20 protein-coding genes are annotated in these 23,401 nt (G+C 58.1%); 15 read left to right on the forward strand and 5 right to left on the reverse strand.

The annotated features are described in order from the left end of the window. Positions 1-32 precede the first annotated feature (32 nt). Positions 33-1,319, forward strand: a complete 1,287-nt coding sequence (locus EO087_RS12130) for an acetyl-CoA C-acetyltransferase (RefSeq protein ID WP_128899092.1) — start codon at positions 33-35, stop codon at positions 1,317-1,319. 64 nt (positions 1,320-1,383) lie between these two features. Here the strand turns inward: EO087_RS12130 and EO087_RS12135 are convergent, their stop codons facing one another. Beyond that, positions 1,384-3,285: a phospholipase D family protein gene (locus EO087_RS12135; RefSeq protein ID WP_128899093.1), complete on the reverse strand. Its 1,902-nt coding sequence runs from the start codon at positions 3,283-3,285 to the stop codon at positions 1,384-1,386. A gap of 100 nt (positions 3,286-3,385) precedes the next feature. Here EO087_RS12135 and EO087_RS12140 point away from each other — a divergent pair, with 100 nt between their 5' ends. Continuing rightward, the gene (locus EO087_RS12140; protein ID WP_128899094.1) at positions 3,386-4,537 is read left to right on the forward strand and encodes a membrane dipeptidase; all 1,152 of its coding nucleotides are present in this window, start codon (positions 3,386-3,388) and stop codon (positions 4,535-4,537) included. A gap of 211 nt (positions 4,538-4,748) precedes the next feature. On the opposite strand, the gene EO087_RS12145 is transcribed toward EO087_RS12140, so the two are convergent. The 3 genes from EO087_RS12145 to EO087_RS12155 form a co-directional block, all read right to left on the reverse strand. Beyond that, entirely contained in the window at positions 4,749-5,222 is a 474-nt protein-coding gene (locus EO087_RS12145) for a histidine phosphatase family protein (RefSeq protein ID WP_128899095.1), read from the reverse strand. A 12-nt stretch (positions 5,223-5,234) separates the two neighbouring features. Further along, positions 5,235-5,867: an AAA family ATPase gene (locus EO087_RS12150; RefSeq protein WP_128899096.1), complete on the reverse strand. Its 633-nt coding sequence runs from the start codon at positions 5,865-5,867 to the stop codon at positions 5,235-5,237. Between the two features lie 184 nt (positions 5,868-6,051). Continuing rightward, the gene (locus EO087_RS12155) at positions 6,052-7,086 is read right to left on the reverse strand and encodes a hypothetical protein (protein WP_128899097.1); all 1,035 of its coding nucleotides are present in this window, start codon (positions 7,084-7,086) and stop codon (positions 6,052-6,054) included. Between the two features lie 169 nt (positions 7,087-7,255). On the opposite strand from EO087_RS12155, the gene EO087_RS12160 reads away from it, so the two are divergent. Next, positions 7,256-7,438 (forward strand): antitermination protein NusB, encoded by a 183-nt coding sequence (locus EO087_RS12160; protein WP_128899098.1) that lies wholly within the window; start codon positions 7,256-7,258, stop codon positions 7,436-7,438. A 152-nt stretch (positions 7,439-7,590) separates the two neighbouring features. Here the strand turns inward: EO087_RS12160 and speE are convergent, their stop codons facing one another. Continuing rightward, complete coding sequence (speE, locus tag EO087_RS12165) at positions 7,591-8,442, reverse strand: polyamine aminopropyltransferase (RefSeq protein WP_128899099.1); 852 nt, start codon at positions 8,440-8,442, stop codon at positions 7,591-7,593. A gap of 339 nt (positions 8,443-8,781) precedes the next feature. Here speE and speA point away from each other — a divergent pair, with 339 nt between their 5' ends. The 12 genes from speA to EO087_RS12230 all read left to right on the forward strand — a co-directional run bounded on the left by speA (position 8,782) and on the right by EO087_RS12230 (position 23,369). Then, a complete protein-coding gene (speA, locus tag EO087_RS12175; RefSeq protein ID WP_128899101.1) occupies positions 8,782-10,671 on the forward strand; it encodes a biosynthetic arginine decarboxylase in 1,890 nt (629 codons plus the stop codon). A gap of 98 nt (positions 10,672-10,769) precedes the next feature. Then, positions 10,770-11,570: a 3-hydroxybutyrate dehydrogenase gene (locus EO087_RS12180; RefSeq protein WP_128899102.1), complete on the forward strand. Its 801-nt coding sequence runs from the start codon at positions 10,770-10,772 to the stop codon at positions 11,568-11,570. Positions 11,571-11,662: 92 nt separating this feature from the next. Further along, a complete protein-coding gene (locus EO087_RS12185) occupies positions 11,663-12,412 on the forward strand; it encodes an acetoacetate decarboxylase (RefSeq protein WP_128899103.1) in 750 nt (249 codons plus the stop codon). 10 nt (positions 12,413-12,422) lie between these two features. Further along, a complete protein-coding gene (locus EO087_RS12190) occupies positions 12,423-13,604 on the forward strand; it encodes a patatin-like phospholipase family protein (RefSeq protein WP_128899104.1) in 1,182 nt (393 codons plus the stop codon). Positions 13,605-13,731: 127 nt separating this feature from the next. Continuing rightward, on the forward strand, positions 13,732-14,595 hold the full coding sequence (locus EO087_RS12195; protein WP_128899105.1) for an NAD(P)-dependent oxidoreductase: 864 nt from the start codon (positions 13,732-13,734) through the stop codon (positions 14,593-14,595). Positions 14,596-15,138: 543 nt separating this feature from the next. Continuing rightward, complete coding sequence (locus EO087_RS12200) at positions 15,139-15,573, forward strand: low molecular weight protein-tyrosine-phosphatase (protein WP_128899106.1); 435 nt, start codon at positions 15,139-15,141, stop codon at positions 15,571-15,573. 37 nt (positions 15,574-15,610) lie between these two features. Continuing rightward, the gene (locus EO087_RS12205) at positions 15,611-17,821 is read left to right on the forward strand and encodes a polysaccharide biosynthesis tyrosine autokinase (protein WP_128899107.1); all 2,211 of its coding nucleotides are present in this window, start codon (positions 15,611-15,613) and stop codon (positions 17,819-17,821) included. Between the two features lie 21 nt (positions 17,822-17,842). Continuing rightward, a complete protein-coding gene (locus tag EO087_RS12210) occupies positions 17,843-18,799 on the forward strand; it encodes a Gfo/Idh/MocA family oxidoreductase (RefSeq protein ID WP_128899108.1) in 957 nt (318 codons plus the stop codon). 5 nt (positions 18,800-18,804) lie between these two features. After that, positions 18,805-19,392 carry an acyltransferase gene (locus tag EO087_RS12215; RefSeq protein WP_128899109.1) on the forward strand — a complete coding sequence of 196 codons (588 nt, stop codon included), beginning with the start codon at positions 18,805-18,807 and terminating at the stop codon, positions 19,390-19,392. Continuing rightward, complete coding sequence (locus EO087_RS12220) at positions 19,389-20,501, forward strand: DegT/DnrJ/EryC1/StrS family aminotransferase (RefSeq protein ID WP_128899110.1); 1,113 nt, start codon at positions 19,389-19,391, stop codon at positions 20,499-20,501. Before EO087_RS12215 ends, EO087_RS12220 begins: the two co-directional genes overlap by 4 nt. 60 nt (positions 20,502-20,561) lie before the next feature. After that, complete coding sequence (locus EO087_RS12225) at positions 20,562-21,821, forward strand: glycosyltransferase (protein WP_240669042.1); 1,260 nt, start codon at positions 20,562-20,564, stop codon at positions 21,819-21,821. A gap of 90 nt (positions 21,822-21,911) precedes the next feature. After that, positions 21,912-23,369, forward strand: a complete 1,458-nt coding sequence (locus EO087_RS12230) for a lipopolysaccharide biosynthesis protein (RefSeq protein WP_240669043.1) — start codon at positions 21,912-21,914, stop codon at positions 23,367-23,369. The last annotated feature ends 32 nt before the right edge of the window (positions 23,370-23,401 follow it).

The raw sequence follows: 23,401 nt of genomic DNA on the forward strand, positions 1-23,401 counted from the left end.
CAAACTCAAGGTGTATCTGGACCAGTCAGGCTATGGAAAACACGCAGCAGCGCGTCGGTGTCATCGGCGGTGTGCGCATCCCGTTCTGTCGCAACAACACGGCGTATGCGGACGTGGGCAACTTCGGTATGTCAGTGAAGGTGCTGGGGGCACTGGTCGAGCGCCTCGGGCTGCATGGCGTGGAGCTGGGTGAAGTGGCGATGGGGGCGGTGATCAAGCACTCCTCCGAGTGGAACCTAGCCCGCGAGGCCCTGCTGAGTTCCGGCCTGGCCCCGACCACGCCGGGTATCACGATTGCCCGTGCCTGCGGTACCTCGCTGGACAATGCCATCATCATCGCCAACAAGATCGCCGCTGGGCAGATCGAGGCAGGCATTGCCGGCGGCTCCGATACCACCAGCGACGTGCCGATCGTCTTCAGCCAACGCCTGCGCAAGCGTCTGCTGGCAGTGAATCGTGCCAAGACACCCTTGGAAAAACTGAAAACCGCCGTACGCGGTTTTTCATTGAGTGAATTGAAGCCTTCTTTTCCGGGCGTGGCCGAGCCGCGTACCGGCATGTCGATGGGTGATCACTGCGAAAAGATGGCCAAGGAGTGGCATGTTGGTCGCCAGGACCAGGATCGGTTGGCGTTGGAGAGCCACCACAAGCTGGCCGCTGCCTATGAATCGGGCTTCTTCGAGGATCTGGTGGTGCCGTTCCGCGGTTTGAAGCGCGATGGTTTCCTGCGTCCCGACACCACCATGGACAAGCTGGCCACCTTGAAGCCGGCGTTCGACAAAGCCTCTGGCCTGGGCACGCTTACTGCGGGCAATTCCACCGGTTTGTCCGATGGCGCGGCGGCCGTCTTGTTGGCCAACGAAGCCTGGGCCGCCACACGTGGCCTAAAAATCCAAGCTTGGCTGCGCGATGCAGAAGTGGCAGCGGTGGATTTCGTGCACGGCGAAGGGCTGCTGATGGCGCCCACGGTCGCGGTGCCGCGCATGCTGGCCCGGCATGGCCTGACTCTGCAGGACTTCGATTTCTACGAAATCCATGAAGCCTTTGCCGCGCAGGTTTTGTGTACGTTGCGGGCCTGGGAATCCGCGGACTACTGCAAAAACCGCCTTGGCCTTGATGTGCCCATGGGCAGCATCGATTCGGCCAAGCTCAACGTGCATGGCTCCAGCCTCGCCGTGGGCCATCCGTTTGCGGCCACGGGCGCGCGCATCATCGCAACGCTGGCCAAGATGCTGGAGCTAAAAGGTTCCGGGCGCGGGTTGATTTCCATCTGTACCGCCGGTGGCATGGGTGTCACCGCCATCTTGGAGCGAACCTGAGTGTTGCAGCCTGGCGTTTTGAGCAGATTTGCGTAGGCATAACGGAACGGTTACGAGGTTGCCGCTAGAGCACGCCTTTCACGCCGGCGCCGAATGCAGTGATCAAGCGGGTGTAGAGCAACTTCGGCGAAATCGCCACGTCGGGGAAATCACCAACAGCTTCATAGCAGCGACTGAAATCCGGATTGTTCGGCTGCATCGGAGGGCAATTGGGTTTCAGTTCGTAGCTGGTGGCATAGCGGAATGGCCAGATATCGAAAAACGGCAGCTTGGCCGAGATGTCGCCGATGACCTGGCTGATTTGCCCGAGCACAGGAATAGTGGGTTTGCGCGGCGCGATGATCCAGGCGTTCTGCGGCTTGGTGGCCTGCATGATCGATGTGCGTAATTGATCGGCAAAACGTGGGTCGTACACGATCACGCCCGCTTCGGTGTTGTAGTGATCTGAGCGTGGATCGAAATTGTGCGAGCCCACCATGGCGAAGCTATCGTCTACTACCAGCGATTTGGCATGCAGGCCGAAACGGCGTCCGGCGCTGATCAGCGGTACGGGGCGATTGCGCCTGCTGTTGCTGCCGAACAGGCCGGCGCGGCGCTCGGTGCCGGGGAAGCGTGTTTGCCGGGTGCCGGACAAGGTGGTAGTAGTCATTGCTTCCTCATCGTCATCATCGGTTTCATCGATGACATTGGCCTGCACATAGGCATACGCGGCGAGCTGGGCGTGAGGTTTCATTTCATAGATGTCGAAACCGTATTGGGTAAGGTAGCTCTTGCGGTGCTTGTAGGACACCGCATAGACCGCAAACGCATCGGTGGATGCCAGCGAATTGGTGGAGACGGTGATCCGCGGCGGCGGTGTTTCCTTGTGCAATTTCTGGAAGATCTTCTGCGCGCGGCGACTCATCACCAGATAGGGCGTTTGCAACACCACCTCGTGCTGCGCGGCGCCGATCAGGTGCATCAGGTGCGCGGTAAATTGCTGGGCGTCGCGCTTGTCAGGTTGCTCGGTCTTTGCGGGACGATCGCTGAAATACGCTACCTTGCCGGTGACCAGGCTGGGGGCGATCAGGTGTTGGGTGAGCCAGTCCATGTCTTGCGCTTCGTTCACCGCATCTTCGACGCGTGCCGGATACGCGTAGTGCGGTGCCGGCCACGGTGGTGGATGGGGGTCGCGAATGATCAATCGATTCACGTCGCGCAAATGGGCCAGCGGTACGGAGCGTTTGAGTTTCCAGAATTGGTTGAAACTGGTGGCCATCTGCTGCGTGGCAGGCCCGCCCACCATGATGTCGCGATCAACGTAATTGAAATCATTGTCCCAGTTGAAATACCGGTCCTGATAATTGCGCCCGCCGGTAATGCCGATGCTGTTGTCCACCAGTAGCAGCTTGTTGTGCATGCGCTGATTGAATTTCATGAAGCAGCACAGGACGCCTGCGGCAAATTCCAGGGGTGGTGTATGCGAGTTGTGAAAGGTGGGGTTGTACAGGCGAACGTGCAGGTTGGGGCTGACGCGGGTGAGGCGCTCCAGCAGGTTGGGATCTTCGAACGAGAAGAGCTGGTCGGCCAGAATACGCACCTTCACGCCGCGCCGCGCCGCGGCGATCAGTTCGTTGAGTACCAATTGGCCGATGTCATCTTCGTCCCAGATATACATCTGCACGTCGATGGATTGATGCGCGGCACGAATCAGGTTGATGCGTGCGACCAGGGCCGCTTCGCTGTCGTCGAGCAGGGTGACGACATGTTCCGGCTGGCTGGACGTGGAACGGGCAATGGCCTGTTTGGCGGCATCGAGCAAGGACGATGGGGTGGCGCAATGATCGTCGCTGCTGCAGGTGATTTGGCGATCGACGGTTGCCGTGACGATCGCGTCGGCGCGTTTGATCTGTGCACTCGTCAGCGTGCAGCCCTGCAACAAGGCGGCCAGCAATAAAGTGAAGACGAGACTGCAACGCAGAGACATGTCCTTATGATAGTTGGGGTGTTCACCGTTGGGCGAGAGCTGCTATTGTCTAAAATCGGCGTAATATGGAGTGGCAATTTCAGAAAGAGGAGATGCGATTATGGGGATGACGCGTCGAGATTTCATTAAAGCCGGCATTGGCGGGGCGGTGGCACTCACTGTGGCGCAAGGAGTAGATCGCGCGCAAAGCGCCTCCGCATCGACTACGGGGATCATCGTAGTCGGTGCGGACGGTTCCGATCTCACCCCCAGTTACCTCCATGATTATCTGACCGCCGGCGCCACCGTATGGCAGTACTCTGGGAATACCATGACTTTTCATCGCTTTGATGAGATCGATAGTTTTGTGACTGCTAACTCATCGAAGGTCATTCTAGCCAAATCCTACAACGATATCCTAGCCGCTAAAAAGGAGGGCAAGGTTGCTATCGTCGCCGGCGCTCAAGATTTGTACCCGCTTGAGCTAACGTGGAACAACGAGCAGGATCTCAGCAACCCTCCCAACAATTGGTATGTCAATCCGCCGCAAACGCAGCTTTCCAAGTATTACGACAGGGGTCTCCGGATTGCCAACCTCGCCTATCAATTCTCCAACTTTTTTGGCGGCGGCGACCTTGACCCAACGACGCCCCTGTCGAAGGCGGGCCGGTATATGGTTGGCCAGATGCAGGAAATCGGTATTCTGGTCGATTGCAGCCATTCGGGCGAGCGGACCGGCCTCGATATTGTTAAAATGTCAAGCCGGCCCGTTGTCTGTTCACATTCGAACCCTGCCGCGCTAGACGATAATCCGCGTAACGCCAGTGACCGCCTCATCGAGGGTATTGCCGAAACCGGCGGGCTAATCGGCCTGAACGCGACAAACTGCTTTATACTCTGGAGCCGAGCTGACGCTCCTTATGCGAATACCGGGCCGTTTCCCCCGCTGGCGAGCATTTCGCAATATGTCGATATGATGGACTATATCGTTCGTCTCGTGGGAGTCGATTATGTCGGCATGGGTCCTGACTGGACCATCGGCTCCCCTCCCGACCACACGCCACCCCCTGATCCTGCTAAATCATTCTATTTTGGCCCCGAATTTCAATACAACCAGCCTAATGGACTTCAGTATGTCGCGGATTTCGACACAGTATCCGGCCTCCCAGTCCTCACTGCAGAACTGGTGCGTCGCGGCTACTCTTCCGCTGACATGGCGAAAATCATGGGCGGCAACTGGATGCGCGTGTTCCGTCAAGCCTGGAATTCTTGACATGATTCGGAGCAGCTTTGTTCGAGAGGGTAGGCGCCCAATGGGTTGCGGACATCATTAGGAACCGTCCCGAAGTTGCCATGGATGTGTTTCAGCCACAGCAGGCGCACCTGAAAAGTGGCCTGTAAGGTGACCTGATCGATGCGGTAATTGGATTCAGTGGCGGCTACGCAGGTGGGTAACAACCCGAGCAGTAGCAGTGCGACTCGTCTCACGGCGACCAGAACGCATCCAGTCGTGCATTGCCCGGTTCCAATGGGCCATCTAGGTGAAGCACGGCCAGGCCGGCGGGTGGCATGCCACGAAATTCATTCGAGCGACCTTCCACCAGCAAGGCGACCAACCGTTCAATGCCAGGATTGTGACCGATCAGCAAGACAGTACTGGCATCGAGATGCTTATCGAGCAAGACCAGCAGTTCGCCAGGCGTGGCGTTGTAGATTTCTTTGGCGGTTTGCATGGCAGGAGCGCGTTCAAGCGCAGCCAGCGCCAGTGTGCCGGTGGCGCAAGTGCGCTCTGACGGCGAGCACAGCACACGGTCAGGCTTCTTGCCATGCTTCTTGAGCCAGTCGCCGGCAGCGCGTGCTTCCTGTTCGCCGCGCCTGCTCAGGCGACGCACGGAGTCTTCCACGCCGGGCTTGGCGGGTTGGGCTTCAGCATGTCGCAGCAAAATCAATTCGTGCATGGGTGCTCCGTATTAGTGCTGGCGCTTGATCCAGCGCAGCAGTGGCGTCCAGTCCTGCTGATGCCCGCGCACCTGCTCGGATCCGTAATCGAAAATGCCCTTACCCAACGAAGTGAGCAAGACATAGGCTTGGGTGTCGCGCAACTGGGCTACTACCGGGAAGGGTGCCTGTTCAGCCAGTTGCGCAACGGCCTCCTGACTGGCATGGGTCCACGGTTTCAGTCGATTGCCGATCAGCGCCACCGGCAGCTTGCCGCGCTTGATCCGGCTGATACCGCGCAAATGTTGCAGGAAATTCAGGGTGGCGTGCAGGTCGAACGAAGAGGGCAACACCGGGACCAGCAAGGCGTCGGCCTTTTCCAGATAGGGCTCCAACTCTTTTTCGTGGGCGCCGGCCGGGGTATCGATCAGCGCGCGTTCAGTGTCCTCGGGCAGCTTGTCCAGTGCCTTGCGGCCGCCTTCCGTGGCCAGCACGCCGGGGACGTTGTCCGGACGTAAGGTGGCCCAGCGATAACTGGAGCCTTGTGGATCGCTGTCGACGATGGCCGTGCGTTTGTTGTCTTGTGCCCAATGCGAAGCGAGCTGGGTGACCAGCGTACTTTTGCCGCAACCGCCTTTACTGCTTGCTACCAACACCGTAAGCATCAGTTATCCCTGATGGCGTGAGGTGTCACAAGGGTAGCTGGGTAGCTGGGAATCGTAAATCGGGAATCGGGAATCGGGAATCGTAAATCGGGAATCGGAAATAGTTAAAAGCGGTGGCCAGTACGCTTACCAGTCATCGCTTTTGCGATTCCCGATTCCCGATTCCCGATTTACGATTTACGATTTACGGGCTTTTCGTCGGCTGCCAGTCCGCGGGTGCATCGGTTGGGATGCCGCCGTCGTGCAGGGCCGCCAGCACCAGGCTCATCTGGGTGCCGCCACTGCGGGCGAGGGCCAGCATGTGTTGCGATTGGGCCTTGTCGTTTTGCGCGCGCAAGGACAACGCGGCGAAGTTTTGCACCTGCCAGATCAGGTTACGGCGGGCGTTCTGGGCATCCTGCTGCTGGGCCGGATCGGTGTTGAGCACCTCGCGCAGATGGAGGCCGAGTGAGCGGGCCAACGGGCTGGAGCCCCACTCCAACAACTTGCCCAGCTTCAAGCAATCATCCTTGATCGAATCATCCTTCGGTGCGTTCTGTTCGCAATAGGTCGCGGTATCCCGCAGTGCGGGTTGCGGCATGGCCGCGGCGGTGCCGAACACGATTAGGGACTGCACGCCTTCTGCGCCGGCGGCCGAGTTTGGATCGATGGTCGCATTGGGCGGTGGCAAGGTGCTGATCGTGCTAGCCAAGGCTTGCAGGCCGATGCCGCTGTAGTCGTCAAACAGCTTGGCCGAGGCGGCCTTGGCCAGATCTTGACGCACATCGTCCTTCTTTCGGGCATTGACGTCCTGGCTCAACGTGAGCAGCCACACCGCGGCATTGTCTGGCGCCTGCTGGACCAGTTGCGCTAACGCATGGGTGTTAGGACAGTCGCCCCGGGTATCGGGGTTGCAGTCGGCTAGGCGCACCCAGCTCACGGCGGGGCCGGTGTCATCGGCATGGGAGGCACGCTCGATAAGGGCGTGGAAACTGACAATCTTGGACTGATGGGGCAGCGGGCGCGCCAGCAGGGCGGCGGCGAGCAGGCGTTGAGCATCCGCACTGGGTGCGAGTACGCTGACCAGATCGCTCTGGAATGAGGTCAGTGCCTTGTGTCGTGCCGCGGCGTTGTTGGTAGCACTGGATGCGGTCTTGGTGGCCTGTGGGCCTGCCATCACGGTTGCGGAGGCGCCAAGCAGGCCGGCCAGGATCAGGGCGAGGGGACGCCATCCACGCATGGGAAGTGCTCCGTGGTTCATAAAACCACAAGCATAACTGGGGCGGATTGACGATGTTCTGAACAGACGCTGCGATACATGTCTGTCGGGGGCTTGCCAGGGGCTTGCTCTTGCTAGGATGCCTGCTTGCCATTGCGGTATGCAGGAGAAGGCTGTGGAGTCGTTTTCGATGCTGGCCCAAGCGCGCGCGCCGTGGTTCGTCGGGTGGGGCACGTTGGCCTTGATCAATGCCGGTCTGGCACAGGGCAAGAACCGCAGTGGGTTGTGGTGGTTCTTGCTGTCGCTATTGTTTGGTCCGCTTGCAACGCTGGTGCTGGTGCTGCTCCCGAAGGTGCGGGGCAGGATTTTTTGAGCGAGACTTGGGACTTGGGAAATGCAAAAGGCACCTGAGCCATTGCGCAGGTGCCTTTAAATAGCTTTGTCTGGATTTTTCGTGGCGGGCGATGCGAGCACGTTCCACGTTTGCTCTGAGGCGAGCGAGTCCCCGGTTCCAAGTCCCAACTCTTATTCCCCCAACGCTCCGCGCATGAACTCAGGCAGCGCCAGCGCACCCTTGTGCACATCGGCGTTGTAGTAGCGCGTGGTGAAATTTTTGCTCAGCGCGCCGCGTTCGCGGAAGCCAGCCAAGTCGCCGCCTTTGCGGGCCATGGTGCAGCTCCACCAGCCGGTGGGATAGCACGGTTGCGGGAAAGGCAACGTCTTCACGGCACTGAAACCGGAAGTGCGCATGGCGGCACGCATCGACTTGATCAGTTCCAGATGCGCCAGCGGCGATTCGCTCTGCTGCACCAAGATGCCGCCGTGGCGCAGTGCCTTGTAGCAACTGGCGTAGAAGGCTGCGTTGAACAAGCCTTCGGCTGGACCCACCGGATCGGTGGAGTCGACGATGATCAGGTCCAGCGATTCCGGTTCGGCATCGGCCATGTACTTGATGCCGTCGATAAACAGCAGCTCGGCGCGCGGGTCGTGGTTGGCGTCGCACAGTTCTGGGAAATACTGTTCGGCCAGACGCGTCACGCGCTCGTCAATTTCCACCTGTACGGCGTGCTCGACTTCTTCATGCTTGAGCACTTCGCGCAGCGTGCCGCAGTCACCGCCGCCGATGATCACCACGCGCTTGGCGCGCGCATGGGTGAATAGCGCTGGGTGGGTCATCATCTCGTGGTAGAGGAAGTTGTCGCGGTTGGTGAGCATCACGCAGCCATCGATTACCATCAGGTTGCCCCAGTCAGTGGTCTGGTAGATCTCGATGGTCTGGAACGGGGTTTTCTCCGCATGAAGCGGCTTCTCCAAGCGATAACCGATGGAGGAACCGGAAGCCTGATGTGCTTCGGTGAACCAGCTTGGCTGCGACATGACGGGGAAATCCTGCGGATCGTAGTTAAAGAGGCGTGATTGTAGCGGCAACCGCGGCGGTCGTGCCCGCGCGGCTGACCTCAAATTGTCGCCATGCCCTATTACGCCATGCCCTATTACGACATGCCCTATTACGACATGCCCTATTACGACATGCCCTATTACGACATGCCCTATTACAATAGAAATTTGGACTGTCGCCTAGGCGGTCCGGCAAGCCCATTCGGCCCCGCGGCGTGCGAGGCTTCCGGTCGGTGGACTTACGTTCGTCAAGGCTCGCCGCTGCGACGATGTCATCCCTCATGGGCTCTTGCGGCCCACACAAGGAGATACCGTCCCATGGCGAATGCCTGGAATACCGACACTGCCCGCCATACCTACGCCGTATCCAACTGGGGCGATGGCTATGTCGACATCAATGATGCCGGCGATATCGTGATGCGGCCGCGCGGTTCGCGCGGCCCGGCTTTTTCCCTGCCTGAGATCGTCGAATGTGCGCGCACCGACGGCCTGCGTCTGCCGCTGCTCGTGCGTTTCCCCGACATCCTGGCCGATCGTCTCGCACGGCTGCAGGGTGCATTCGCCAAGGCCATTGGCGAGTGGAATTACGCGGGCGGCTATACGGCCATCTATCCGATCAAGGTCAACCAGCAGCGTGGCGTGGTAGCCGAACTGGTGGCTGCGGGCGAACATGGCTTTGGCCTGGAAGCAGGCTCCAAGCCGGAGCTGATGGCGGTACTGGCGATGGCGCGCCCCGGCTCCATCGTTATCTGTAATGGCTACAAGGATCGCGAATACATCCGCCTTGCGCTGATCGGTCGCAAGCTCGGGTTGCGCATCTACATCGTGATCGAGAAGCCTTCCGAGCTGGAACACGTCATTTCGGAAGCCAAGGCGTTGGAGGTGGAGCCGCTGCTCGGCGTGCGCGTGCGCCTGGCGTCGATCGGCGCTGGCAAGTGGCAGAACACCGGCGGGGACAAGGCCAAGTTCGGCCTATCTCCGGCGCAGGTGCTGGGCCTGGTCGAGCGTCTGGACAAGGCGGGCCTCAAGCACACGCTCAAACTGCAGCATTTCCACATGGGCTCGCAGATTTCCAACATACGCGACATCGCCAATGGCATGCGCGAAGCCACGCGTTATTTCGTGGAACTCACCCGCCTGGGTGTGCCGCTGGAGAGCGTCGACGTGGGCGGCGGTCTTGGCGTGGATTACGAAGGTTCGCGTTCGCGCAGCCTCAACTCGATCAACTATTCGTTGGAACAATACGCCGCGACCATCGTGCAATCGCTGGCCGAAGCAGTGGAAACCGAAGGCCTGAAGGCGCCGCACATCCTCACCGAAGCCGGTCGTGCGATGACCGCGCATCATGCGGTCATGGTGGTGAACGTGAGCGAAGTTGAAACCGTGCCGGTTGGCAGCCTGCCGCTTGCGCAGACCGATGAACCCAAGGTACTGCGCCATCTGCGTGAGGTGCATGAGGAACTGGGTGTGCGTCCGCCGCTCGAGCTGCTCCACGAAGCGCAGCATCATTTGCAGGAAGGCCAGACGCTCTACGCGCTGGGCCAGTTGTCGCTGGCGGATCGTGCGTGTCTGGATGAGTTGTATTACACCATCGTCAACGCCGTGCGTGCGCGCCTGCTACCGGCGGAGCGCGCGCATCGCCAGGCGCTCGATGATCTCGACGAAAAACTGGTCGACAAATACTTCGTCAATTTCTCGGTGTTTGAATCGGTGCCCGATGTGTGGGCCATCGATCAGATCTTTCCAATCGTACCGATTGCCCGTTTGAACGAACAACCCACGCGTCGTGGCGTGCTGGTGGATCTCACTTGTGACTCGGATGGCCGCATTGATCATTACGTCGATGCAGAGGGTGTCGATGTAAGCCTTCCGCTTCATGCACTGCAGGAAGGCGAGCCATATCGGCTAGGCATTTTCATGGTCGGGGCCTATCAGGAAACGCTGGGTGACATCCACAACCTGTTCGGCGATACCGACGCCGTGAACGTGCGTGTGGACGGTGGCAACTACGTTTTTGCGCACAAGCGCCGCGGTGATACCACCGACCTGATGCTGGATTACGTGGGGTATGATCTGGAAGCATTGCGGCGCAGTTATCGAGAACGCATTACGGCTGCAGGGATTGTCGGTGAGCAGGCTGAGCGCTTGTTTGTAACATTGAATGAAGGTCTGACCGGTTATACCTACCTTTCCGAGGGCGTGCGTTAGCAACACGGCCCGGGGTGCTTCGAAACATGTCGTGGCGCCCCGCGGCAGACCGATGTGTCGCCCCACTTTCCGTTTTTCCGATATCGAAGGAGTGGCACATGGCAAATCTCGACGGCAAAGTTGCATTGATCACGGGCGCAGCCAGCGGCCTGGGCAAGGCGATTGCTGAGCTGTATGCGAAAAATGGTGCAGCGGTAGCCATCGCCGACATCAACCAGCAGGCTGCCGAGGCAGCAGCGGCAGAGATCAAGGCAGTCGGCGGCAAGGCCATCGGCATTGAAATGGACGTCACCAGCGAAGACGCAGTGAACGCTGGTACGGATAAGACCGTGGCCGCATTCGGCAGTCTCGACGTGCTCATTTCCAACGCGGGTGTGCAAATCATCAATCCGATCGACCAGTTCTCGTTTGCCGATTGGAAGAAAATGCTGGCGATTCACCTGGATGGCGGCTTCCTCACCACCAAGGCCGCGCTCAAGCACATGTACAAGGATGACGGTACGGGTAAGAGCCGCGGCGGCACGGTGATCTACATGGGATCGGTGCATTCGCACGAAGCCTCCAAGCTGAAATCCGCCTACGTCACCGCCAAGCACGGTTTGCTCGGTCTGGCACGTACGCTGGCGAAGGAAGGTGCGGCGCATAACGTGCGCTCGCACGTGATCTGTCCCGGTTTCGTGCGCACGCCGCTGGTGGAAAAGCAGATTCCCGAACAGGCCAAGGAACTGGGCATCAGCGAAGCCGATGTGATCAAGAACGTGATGCTGAAGGACACAGTGGATGGCGTGTTCACCACCGTCGATGACATTGCGCGGACGGCGCTGTTCCTGGCGGCATTCCCAAGTGCGGCACTCACTGGCCAGAGTTTCGTGGTCAGCCATGGTTGGTATATGCAGTAATCGATGCGATCTGTCCCGCTCCTGCAGGCAGGAGCGGGACAAATGATTGTAAGAATCGCGATGCCACGCACAACGTTTACAAGGGAGTACTGATGAAGATCGCCGACGTTAAAGCAAACGCTTTTGCCATGCCCTTGACCAGTCCCGCCTTTCCGGTGGGGCCTTATCGTTTCGTCAATCGCGAATTCTTGGTCATTACTTATCGCACGGATATGGATGCGCTGCGCGCCGTCGTGCCGGAGCCATTGGAAGTGCATGAGCCGCTGGTGAAATACGAATTCATTCGCATGCCCGACTCCACCGGTTTCGGTGACTACACCGAATCGGGGCAGGTGATACCGGTAAGTTTCCGTGGCAAGAAGGGCGGCTATGTGCACGCCATGTATCTCAACGACCATCCGCCGATTGCCGGCGGCCGCGAGCTATGGGGTTTCCCGAAGAAGCTGGCCACGCCGATTCTGGAAACCGAGATCGATACGCTCGTTGGCACGCTCGACTACGGCAAGGTGCGCGTGGCCAAGGCCACCATGGGCTTCAAGCATCGCGAAGCCGATCGCAACGCCATCCTCGCTGGTCTTGCCGCACCGAGCTTCCTGCTGAAGATCATTCCGCACGTGGACGGCACGCCGCGCATCTGCGAACTCGTGCGTTACTACACCACCAACGTCACCCTCAAGGGCGCGTGGACCGGACCTGCCTCGCTGGAACTGCATCCGCATGCGTTGGCGCCGGTGGCCGACCTTCCCGTGTTGAAGGTGGAGTCGGCGGTGCATTACATCACCGATCTCACCCTCGATCTGGGTTCGGTGGTCTACGACTATCTCGACGAAAAGAACGCGTAGGAGTCGATGCATGGCCGCGCAAAAAACGCCGTCAGCCAAGACCGCGACAAAGCATCCCGTGCAGAATGCCTACAAGATCACCGCCCTGGTTCTGCAGGGTGGTGGTGCATTGGGTGCTTATCAGGCGGGTGTCTATCAGGCGCTCGATGAAGCGGGCTTGCACCCGAACTGGATTGCGGGCATTTCGATCGGCGCGTTGAACGCCGCCATCATCGCCGGCAATCCGCTGGAGCTGCGAGTCGAAAAGCTGTCCGAATTCTGGGAAACCATCTGTCAGTCGGCCTTGTGGCCCAGCCGCCCTACGTTTCCCTGGCCGGAAAACTTCTCGTTTCCGCAGATTTTTCGCGATGGCGTCAACGCGCTGGCTGCATGGCGTGCACTGACCGAGGGCCAGGCAGGCTTCTTCCAGCCACGCGTGCCGCCGCCGGTCATGCAGTGGCACGGCAATCCCGCCACCGCGAGCTGGTATGACACCGCACCGCTGCGCGCAACACTGGAGCGCCTGGCTGATTTCGATCGCATCAATCATCCATCCTGCGTGCGCGTGTCGGTAGGCGCGGTAAACGTGCGCTCGGGCAACTTCGCTTATTTCGACAATCGCCGCGACAAGCTGCGGCCGGAACATTTCATGGCCTCCGGTGCCTTGCCGCCCGGCTTTCCAGCGGTGGAGATCGATGGCGAGTACTACTGGGACGGCGGCATGGTTTCCAACACGCCGCTGTATCAAGTGCTGACGGAACGGCCGCACCACGATTCGCTGATTTTCCAGGTGGATCTGTGGAACGCGAGCGGCGCGTTGCCACGCGACATGGGCAGCGTGGCCGAGCGCTCCAAGGACATCCAGTTTTCCAGCCGCACGCGCCTGGTCACCGAGTACATGCGCCAGAATCGCGAACAGCAGCGGCTGGTGCATGAACTGATGGGACTGGTGCCGGAAGCCCAGCGCAACAGCCCGGTGTTTCGTCGCGCCGAGCGTTATGCGAGCGGCTCGCTGACCAACCTCATCCACCTGATCTATCGAGACAAACCCTATGAAGGGCACTACAAGGATTACGAGTTCAGTGCGACGACCATGCACGAACACTGGCAAAGTGGCCTGACCGACATGCGGCATACTCTCACGAAGCCGCACTGGCTCGACCTGCCGACGAGCGAGAATCCCTTCGTAACGCACGACGTACATCGTGGCTGAGCGCCGCAGCAAGGAAATAAAACCACATGCAGCATCACAGGGAGAGGGCCGGCCACGGCCATCGGGCGTTTTCGGCATTCGCGAAGCAGGTTCTCAGATGCGAATGGAAGTGCTGGAAGGACAACACATGACTCTCAAGACAGCATTTATCGGCCTCGGCGCCATGGGCGCACCGATGGCGAAGCACCTGAAGCAACACGGTCTGCTGCACGCCGTTGCCAATCGCACCCATGCCAAGGCCATGGCGTTGGCGCGCGAGCTGGGCGTCGTTGCGCCGGACAGTTTGGCGGAACTTGCACAGCCATGCGACGTGATTGCGTTGTGCGTTACCGCGGATGCTGACGTCATCAACACCGTTGAGGCATTGGCGCCGCATGTAAAGCCCGGCACGATCGTGATCGATCATTCGACCGTGGCGCCGGATACGGCCAAACAGGCAGCTGCACGTCTGCACCCGATCGGCGCGCATTTTCTCGATGCGCCGGTTTCCGGCGGCGTGGAAGGGGCGAAGAGCGGCAAATTGTCGATCATGGTGGGTGGCGACGCCGCGGTGCTGGAACGTGCGCGTCCGGTGCTCGAAGCCTATGCTTTACGCATCACGCACCTTGGCGATGTCGGCGCGGGGCAGGCTACCAAGGCCGTTAATCAAGTGCTGGTTGCGGGTATTGCGCAGGCCGTATGCGAAGGGCTCGCGCTGGGTGAGGCGTTGGGCCTCGATCCGGAGCGCTTGATTCCTACCCTGGGTGCGGGCGCCGCGGGCAACTGGTTTCTCGACAAGCGTGGCGCGACCATGTTGAAGAACGAGTTCAGCGTGGGTTTCAAGCTTGCTCTGCTGCACAAGGATCTGGGGATTGTGCGCGGTATTGCGGAAAAAGCAGGTACGTCACGGGAGATGATCGAGCGCTCGCTGGCCGACTATGCCGAGCTGATGACGCAAGGTCACGGCGATGACGATATTTCCGGCCTCATTCGCCTCAAGCGGCGCCACTGATTCAAGGCGAGCCGCGGCAAGCACCAAGGCAAATGATAAATATAAATCCACCGTAAATCGTAATTGCTTGCAGTGATTCGTCGGCATGTCTGTTGATTCGATGCATTCGTGGTGAGTCAGGAACTCAATATCGGCATGCCAGGCAAGCGTTACATGTCTTTTCAATGTCACGCTGATTCGAATGATGTTGCAACACGGTGTCAATGTATAAATCGTTTCGCTACGGTTCACTGTCAGGCAATTCGATCATGCAATGATTGAAAAGTAGTTGATGTGCTGCTTTGGTGATGGTTCCTGCTTCGGATGCCGCGTATCACGTTTGTATCGCAAGTGCCAAAGCATAGGCAGTATCCGAATCGATGCGTGTGGTTCAATGCGTGAGTGGCAGCAATCCTTTAGTTACGGAGGTCGTGTAGCCCAGCATTGTAGTAACGCGATTCTGGAATCCAACCAAGTGTGGGATTCCGGATCGGACAGGGGGCTTTCATCACCGGCGCCATTGAATGGCGCCGATCTGCCTAGGTCCGGGAGCGTGCCAGCACCGTGTTCAAGCGGATATTGATCGTTTGCGTGGGCAACATTTGCCGCAGTCCAGCGGCGGAGTACCTGTTCCGGGAGCGGATGGGCGCGCGTGGTATTGAACTGTGCAGCGCGGGGCTCGTCGCATTGGTCGGCAATCCCATGGACCAGATGGTCCTGCAGCTCCTTAGCGAAAGTGGCGTCGATGGCACGTCGCATCGCGCTCATCAACTCACACCCTCCATGTTGCTTCAGGCTGATCTCGTGCTTGGCATGGAAAAGCGCCATGTCAACGCGATGGTTCAGCTTGCGCCCGAGGCACGCGGCAAGGTTTATCTGCTCGACAAATGGCTGGGCGAGCGCGACGTTCCCGATCCCTACGGCCAGCCACGATTTGTATTCGATCGCGTTTACGAAATGATCATGGGCGACGTCGATAGCTGGGCGGCCCATTTGTGACTCTCTATTTTCTCCATGTGATGGATTGAACGCGCGCATGTTCACTACTCAAATACCCTTACAGCATGATGGTGGGCGTGACGGTGAGATGGAACTGAGCGAAATGCTCGGCACGCTTAAGGACAATAAGTGGCGAATCATCATCATCACTGCCGTATTTGTCGCACTCAGTGTGACCTACGCGCTGCTGGCCACGCCGATCTATCAGGCTAGCGCCATGGTGCAGGTCGAGCAGAAAGTGCCAGACCTGCCTGGGCTAAGTGCGCTGACCCAGACATTGAGTGCCGAAAGTCCCGTGGCAACGACGGAATCGGATCTGATCACGTCACGCATGGTCATCGGTGCGGCAGTGAACAAGCTCAACCTCACGATTCAGGCAAGTCCGCGTCGATTTCCAGTGCTTGGTAACTTCATCGCCCGTCATTACGCTGCAAAAAATCCCGGCAAGGTAGCCCCTGCTCCATGGGGGCTGGCCGGATATGACTGGGGTGGCGCGAAGCTGGATATTTTCCAGTTAGATGTTCCCGACGATCTGCTGGACAAACCCTTGCAATTGACCGTCGGTGAAGGCGGTATCTACGTGCTGCAGGACGACAATGACAACGTTCTAGTTATCGGTCGTGCAGGCCAATCCTCCCGCGGTCATGGCGTGACCATGCAGGTAAGGACGCTGGCTGCCAATCCTGGCACGCGTTTCCGAGTCTTTCGGCACCGTGACTTGACGGTCATCAACGGCTTGCAGAAACAGATCAACGTCAAGGAGGAAGGTAAAGACTCCGGCATCCTGAGGATGACCTATAACAATGCCGACCCTAAGCTGGCTGCCCATCTGCTTGAACAAGTGGGCGAGATGTACGTGCGACAGGATGTCGATCGCAATTCCGCGGAAGCGACAAACAGTCTGAAGTTCGTCAGGGAGCAACTCCCGAACGTACGCCTCGAATTGGAGAAAGCGACGGAAGCACTCAATGCCTTCCAGAACCAGGCGCATTCTGTCGATATGAGCATGCAGACGCAAAGCTTTCTGACCCAGCAGGTTTCCATTGAAGCCAACCTGCAGCAATTGCGCCTGCAGCAGGCGGATATGCAGCGTCAATTCACACCGGAGCATCCGGCGTATAAGGCATTGATGAAGCAGATCGGTGAACTGGAAGGACAAAAATCAGACGTCGACAAGAAAATTGGCGCCTTGCCGGATACGCAGAAAACGCTGTTGAAACTCACCAGCGATGTGCAGGTGAGCAATCAAACCTATCAAAACCTGCTGAATCAGGCCCAGCAACTGGATATCGCCCGGGCCGGCACGGTTGGCAACGTACGCATTGTCGACAATGCGGCCGTAGATGTCACCGATCCAGCTTGGCCAAAAAAAATCATCGTGGTGCTCGGCGGTGCTGTCCTCGGTGGCGTCGTAGCCATGATGTACGTATTTATCCGCCAGGTGCTCAATCGCGGCATCGAGGATCCTTCTGTCATTGAGAATCTTGGTCTGCCGGTATATGCCACTATCCCTGTCAGTTCGCGGGAATTGGCGCTTGAAAGCAAACGAAGCCGTGGAGACGCCAAGCAGTACTTGCTTGTCACCGATGCGCCAGCGGACCTTGCTGCCGAAGCATTGCGCAGTTTGCGAACCAGCCTGCATTTTGCGCGTTTGGAAGCAAAGAACAATGTGCTCATGATTTCCGGTGCGAGCCCGGATACCGGAAAGACTTTCGTCTCCGCAAATCTTGCTGCCGTTGTCGCCCAAAGTGGGCAAAAAGTGTTGCTGATCGATGGTGACCTGCGCATGGGCACGTTGCACGAGGTGGTGGGTGGCAAGGCAGATGTTGGTCTTTCGGAATTGATTTCCGGTCAAGCCGAGCTGGGGGAAGCGATGCGGCCAGTAGCGCCGTTGAGTCATTTGTATTTCATCGGTCGCGGTCGGATTCCACCCAACCCCTCCGAGCTTTTGATGAATGCCAGGTTCTCGACACTGCTCGATCACCTGAAGCCGATGTACGACCTCATCATCATTGATACACCGCCGATTCTAGCGGTCACCGACGCGGCCATCATCGGTAATCAATCCGGTACCGGATTGCTGGTCGCGCGTTTTGGCGTCAATCAACCGCGCGAACTTAACTTGGCCAAGCAGCGCTTCGAACAAAACGGCGTTGCGATCAAAGGAGCCATTTTCAACGCCGTAGAAAAGCGCAGCACAGGCTATTATTCGTATGCTTACTACGCTGTCGACGCGGCGACTTCATGAAAACAGTACAAGAGTAGTACTATGCCTGCCGCCAAGAACTTTGCGCTTATCGGTGCCGCCGGTTACATCGCGCCACGGCACATGCAGGCCATCAAGGCCACCGGTAATCGACTCGTGGCTACCCTGGACCCGAATGATTCCGTGGGTATCATCGACAGTCACTTTCCCGATGCCGATTTCTTCACGGAATTCGAGCGCTTTGATCGCCACGTTGACATGCGCAGGCGCGCCAAAAATGGCAGCAAGATCGATTACGTTTCGATTTGCTCGCCCAATTACCTGCATGACTCGCACGTACGTTTCGCTCTACGTTCAGGGGCTCACGCCATCTGTGAAAAGCCGCTGGTGTTGAATCCATGGAATATCGATGGTTTGCAGGAGATTGAACGTGAAACTGGCAAGAAAGTCAGCTCCATCCTGCAACTCCGCCTTCACCCAGCCATCATCGCCTTGCGCGACAAGGTTCGGAACAAGCATGGTGACGGCAAACACGAAGTGAATCTTACCTACATCACTTCGCGCGGTCATTGGTATCTTCAGAGCTGGAAGGGCGATTCGAAGAAATCGGGTGGCGTCGCCACTAATATCGGTGTCCATTTTTTTGACATGTTGCATTACCTCTTTGGCACGCTGCAAAGCAACGTGGTGCATTTATACAGTGACACGAAGGCGGCCGGTTACCTGGAATATCAGATGGCTCGCGTGCGATGGTTTCTGTCAGTGGATATTGAAGACGTTCCCCTCGAGCAACGCGAAAAGGGCCAACGCACTTTTCGGTCGATCACCGTGGACGATGAAGAGATCGAGTTTTCCGGAGGCTTCACGGACCTCCACAACCGCAGTTACGAGGAAATTCTCGCGGATCGCGGTTTCAGTCTGGAAGAAAATCGCACTGCCATCGAGACCGTGGCAGCGATTCGTACAAGCAAGGTGGTTTCCGCTACGGACAACGGTCACCCTTTTCTGAGAAGAAAGTGAGCAACATGGACTACTACAAACACCCATCCGCCATTGTGGACGAGGGCGCCGAAATAGGCGAGGGATCACGCATATGGCACTTCGTGCATGTATGCGGTGGTGCACGCATCGGCAAGCACGTATCGCTCGGACAAAACGTGTTCGTCGGCAACAAGGTGGTGATCGGGGATCGCTGCAAGATTCAGAACAACGTGTCGGTGTACGACAATGTGACGCTGAAAGAGGCAGTGTTCTGTGGGCCAAGCATGGTGTTCACCAACGTCTATGCGCCGCGTTCGCTGATCGATCGAAAGAGCGAGTACCGCGACACCGTGGTCAACCGAGGAGCCACGCTCGGCGCGAACTGCACCATCGTCTGCGGCATCACCATCGGCGAATTCGCCTTCGTGGGCGCCGGCGCCGTCATTCATCGGGATGTGCCCGCGTACGCGCTTATGGTGGGCGTGCCTGCACGGCAGATCGGCTGGATGAGCGAATTCGGTGAGCGCTTGAATCTGCCGCTGAAGGGTGATGCTGAAGATGTCTGTCCGCATTCCGGCATCCGTTACATATTGAGGGGAAACGCGCTGCACAAAGAGGAGCCAGGTGGATGATCGACTTCATTGACCTCAAAGCACAGCAAATGCGGATCAAGGAAAGCATCGACGCAGGCATTGCCCGCGTGCTGGCACATGGACAGTACATTCTTGGTCCGGAAGTCGCGGAGCTGGAGGCGAAGCTGGCCGCGTACACGGGCGCAACCCATTGCATCTCGGTTGCCAATGGTACGGATGCTCTGCAGATTGCGCTCATGTCCTTGGGTGTCGCTCCGGGCGACGAGGTGATCACGCCGGGTTTCAGCCACATTTCCACGGCCGAATCCGTCGCTGTGCTGGGAGCCCGGCCGGTGTATGTGGACATCGATCCGAAAACCTACAACCTTGACAGCAGCTTGTTGGAAGCGTCCATCACTCCGCGCACCAAGGCGATCGTCGTGGTATCGCTGTATGGTCAATGTGCCGATTTTGACTGTATCAACGCTGTTGCGGAAAAGCATGGCATGGCGGTGATCGAGGATGCCGCGCAGAGTTTTGGCGCAACCTGCGAAGGCCGAAAGAGCTGCAACCTCAGCACCATGGCATGCACCAGCTTCTTCCCCAGCAAACCATTGGGCTGCTATGGCGACGGCGGCGCTATCTTCACCTGTGATGGTGCACTGGCAAAAGCCGCGCGACTGATTGCCAGGCATGGCCAGGACCGTCGCTATCATCATGCGTGCATAGGCGTGAACAGTCGTCTGGATACGCTACAGGCGGCCATCCTGTTGTCGAAGCTGGAGATCCTCGACGAAGAATTGGCGCTGCGTCGCCAGGTGGCAGCCCAATACGACCGGCTGCTGGGCGGGATGGAGTACGTCGTCCTGCCCATGGTCGAGCCGCACAACACCAGCGCATGGGCCCAGTACACCGTGCGTGTGAGTCATCGCGAGGCGTTGCGCATTCGCCTCCAGGAGCTGGGGGTGCCCACCGCCGTGCATTATCCGCTACCCCTCTACAAGCAGCCGGCGCTCGCTGACGGCAGTGGGTGGACATTGGCGAGATGCGATGAAGCTGCGGAGGAGGTGATGAGCTTGCCCATGTCGCCTTATCTCGACACAGGCGCGCAACATTTCATCGTGGATGCGCTGGCTTCGATCGTAGCCGCCGAGCTCACTCCGAGTTGATCGCATGAAAAATGTCATTTTCAGAAAGTTCTGTTTCGTGATGAGCGTGAACGGAAGATCATGAAAGTCGCCATGCTTACCCATGCATATCCTTATCACCCCGGTGAGCAGTTCATCGAGGATGAGATCAAGTATTGGGCGAAGAATCCCGCCGCATGCGTAACGGTGCTGCCGGCTGAGGCGAAAGGGAATCCACGGCCCTTGCCCGATGCGGTGTCCATGGATCTGTGCATGGCAAACGGAACGGTAGGCGCGAGACTCGTTGCAGCATGGGCGGCGTTGTTTTCCATGATGTTCTGGCATGAATGGGGCTACTTGTGGCGATCGCGAAAAATGGCGGTGTATACGGTGTGCCGTGCCCTTTTGCATACCTCCAAGGTCATCGCGCAAGCAAAAGGTCTGCGTCGATACATCCGTCTCCACGGTGAGATCGACGTGGCCTATTGCTATTGGAACGAAACGCAATCTTATGCTGCCGTACTGATCAGAAAAGAGGGCGGCATACGGAAAGTCATTTCACGCATACATGGGATTGACCTGCACGAAATGCGAAGGCCGCATGGCTATATGCCGCTCAAACGGCAGTTCATTCACGCCTACGACAAAGTGTTCACCACGTCGCGGAAGGCGCAGGCTTATCTGGAAGAAACCTATGGGGCTTCATCAGAAAGCATAGCGATCAGCCCATTGGGTGTTCCATTAGCGGCCATGCTGTCACAACCGAGCGACGCGGGTACTCTGCACATTGTGTCGGTATCGTTCTGTCTTCCCGTCAAGCGTCTCGACAGGATCATCGAGGCACTGCGCCTGTTTGCCCTTCGGCATAAGGAGATGGTGACGACATGGACTCATATCGGCGGTGGGCCTCTCTTCGAAGCGACGAGGTCTCTTGCTGCGGCGCGATTTGCCGGCGTGGAAAATATTTGTTTTGAATTCGTGGGCGAGATGGCCAATGGTGCCGTCAAGAAATATTACCTCGGCACGCCGGTTGATCTATTCATAAACACGAGTGAATCGGAGGGCATTCCCGTTTCCATCATGGAGGCGATGAGTGCGGGAGTGCCAGCGGTAGCGCCCAATGTGGGGGGCATCTCCCATCTGGTGTCGAACCAATGCGGCGTATTGCTGGGCAATTGTCCGAGCACTCAGGACATTGTCGATGCCATCGAAAGGGTGGTGTTTGGCGAAAAGAGAGACGTCTTGCGGGTCAATGCCCGCAAGAGGGTCGAGGAGAAGTTCAGTTCCGATCGGAATTATTCGGACTTTATTGCGAGCGTCCTGGCGATCGGCGCGAACCAGGCCGAGGTGCGGCAGCCATAGTCCGGCAAGTTTCGAAATGATTACCGAGTAAGCAGAAAGAGAGGGTGTGTACCGAAGGCCAAAGACAGTTAGGTTTTGAAAGGTGGAAACGTGAACATAAAAACCATCATGGCATTTGCTGTTGGACCGATCGCCACCGCTGGCCTCGGTCTGCTAACAGTGCCTGCCATTGCATGGATCTTTCCGCCGGCTGATGTCGGCCGTCTGAACATGGTTCAGATCTCGGTCTCTTTCGGCGTATTGCTGTTCAACCTCGGTCTGGATCGGGCTTATATCCGGGAATACCACGAATGGGGTGATCGCGGTGCGCTATTGAAAGCCTGTTTCGTGCCCGGATTTGCGCTGCTTGTGCTGGTGATGGCGATCACTCTTCCTTATGACCGGCGTATCGCCATGTGGTTGTTCGGTCTTGGGCACGTCACTTATTACTGGGTTCTGGTTGCATGCGTGACTGCGAGTTTCATTTCGCGTTTTCTGTCGCTGATTTTACGCATGCAGGAGCGGGGCTTGGCTTTTTCCATGAGCCAGGTTTTGCCGAAGATCATCTTCTTGCTGATTTTAGGTGTGATGACGTGGCCGGCCTTTTCCCGATCATTCAACGAGCTGGAAGCAGCTTATCTCGCGTCGCTACTATCGGTCCTCGTTATATACGCCTGGAATACCCGAGGTGATTGGAGCCTGGCACTACCCGCTGCCGTATCCCAGGCACAAATCCGGGGGTTGCTCAGCTATGGTGTACCGTTGATATTTGCTGGTGTTGCCTATTGGGGGCTCGATGCCACCAGCAGTCTGGCATTGCGTTCGTTGTCCACCCTTTCAGAGCTCGCGGTGTATGCGGTCTCAGTGAGTTTTGCCGGTGTGGGTGTCGTATTCCAGACCATTTTTACCGTGCTATGGGCGCCACTTGTCTACAAATGGGTAGCCCACGGCGTGGATATGAGCCGGATTGACCGCGTCGCCCAACAAGCGCTGGCTGTGGTGTGCGCCATTTGGGTCCTGTGTGGAACCTTGTCCTGGGTGGCCGACTTCGTATTGCCGGCCCGCTATCTGCAAGTGAAGTATTTCATGTTGTGCTGCATAGGTCAGCCGTTGCTCTACACGCTTTCCGAAGTGACGTGTGTGGGTATTGGCATTACGCGCAAATCCATGTTGTCGCTGTGGTCGACACTGGCTGCGTTGATCGTCAACGTTGCCATAAGCGTGTGGCTGGTACCCGGGCATGGTGCGGCGGGTGCGGTGATCGCGAACGCCATGGCGTTTTTGGTCTTTTTCATCGCAAGAACGGAGGCGTCCGCTTATGTATGGCGCCCCTTTCCTCGTGCACGGCTCTATGCATGTGTCGTGGTGGCGGTGGGCTTGTCGCTGGTCACCCTGGTATGGGGGCCCTTCGCCCCCGTGCATTTCAGCTATGCATGGCTTGCCATGCTGCCAGTTGTCGCTTGGTACTTTCGTGCCGAATGGCTTGGCATGTATCGATCGCTGCATTCAGCGGCGGGTCTGGGTGGCTGGCTGCTGCTGACGGGAAGGGGCCCCCATGTTCGCCTTTGATAAACGTAGCTATCCCAAGCCGGAAATGTCCG

It is taken from the genome of Dyella sp. M7H15-1, assembly GCF_004114615.1.
Lineage (GTDB): Bacteria > Pseudomonadota > Gammaproteobacteria > Xanthomonadales > Rhodanobacteraceae > Dyella_B.

Excerpts from the sequence above, each read along its gene's own strand:
- EO087_RS12195 (WP_128899105.1), top strand. The coding sequence starts at position 13,732 with ATGACTCTCAAGACAGCATTTATCGGCCTCGGCGCCATGGGCGCACCG.
- EO087_RS12135 (WP_128899093.1), bottom strand. The coding sequence starts at position 3,285 with ATGTCTCTGCGTTGCAGTCTCGTCTTCACTTTATTGCTGGCCGCCTTG.
- EO087_RS12225 (WP_240669042.1), top strand. The coding sequence starts at position 20,562 with ATGAAAGTCGCCATGCTTACCCATGCATATCCTTATCACCCCGGTGAG.
- EO087_RS12140 (WP_128899094.1), top strand. The coding sequence starts at position 3,386 with ATGGGGATGACGCGTCGAGATTTCATTAAAGCCGGCATTGGCGGGGCG.
- EO087_RS12130 (WP_128899092.1), top strand. The coding sequence starts at position 33 with ATGGAAAACACGCAGCAGCGCGTCGGTGTCATCGGCGGTGTGCGCATC.
- EO087_RS12210 (WP_128899108.1), top strand. The coding sequence starts at position 17,843 with ATGCCTGCCGCCAAGAACTTTGCGCTTATCGGTGCCGCCGGTTACATC.
- EO087_RS12155 (WP_128899097.1), bottom strand. The coding sequence starts at position 7,086 with ATGCGTGGATGGCGTCCCCTCGCCCTGATCCTGGCCGGCCTGCTTGGC.
- EO087_RS12180 (WP_128899102.1), top strand. The coding sequence starts at position 10,770 with ATGGCAAATCTCGACGGCAAAGTTGCATTGATCACGGGCGCAGCCAGC.
- EO087_RS12190 (WP_128899104.1), top strand. The coding sequence starts at position 12,423 with ATGGCCGCGCAAAAAACGCCGTCAGCCAAGACCGCGACAAAGCATCCC.
- EO087_RS12160 (WP_128899098.1), top strand. The coding sequence starts at position 7,256 with ATGCTGGCCCAAGCGCGCGCGCCGTGGTTCGTCGGGTGGGGCACGTTG.
- EO087_RS12215 (WP_128899109.1), top strand. The coding sequence starts at position 18,805 with ATGGACTACTACAAACACCCATCCGCCATTGTGGACGAGGGCGCCGAA.
- speA (WP_128899101.1), top strand. The coding sequence starts at position 8,782 with ATGGCGAATGCCTGGAATACCGACACTGCCCGCCATACCTACGCCGTA.
- speE (WP_128899099.1), bottom strand. The coding sequence starts at position 8,442 with ATGTCGCAGCCAAGCTGGTTCACCGAAGCACATCAGGCTTCCGGTTCC.
- EO087_RS12205 (WP_128899107.1), top strand. The coding sequence starts at position 15,611 with ATGTTCACTACTCAAATACCCTTACAGCATGATGGTGGGCGTGACGGT.
- EO087_RS12150 (WP_128899096.1), bottom strand. The coding sequence starts at position 5,867 with ATGCTTACGGTGTTGGTAGCAAGCAGTAAAGGCGGTTGCGGCAAAAGT.
- EO087_RS12220 (WP_128899110.1), top strand. The coding sequence starts at position 19,389 with ATGATCGACTTCATTGACCTCAAAGCACAGCAAATGCGGATCAAGGAA.
- EO087_RS12145 (WP_128899095.1), bottom strand. The coding sequence starts at position 5,222 with ATGCACGAATTGATTTTGCTGCGACATGCTGAAGCCCAACCCGCCAAG.
- EO087_RS12185 (WP_128899103.1), top strand. The coding sequence starts at position 11,663 with ATGAAGATCGCCGACGTTAAAGCAAACGCTTTTGCCATGCCCTTGACC.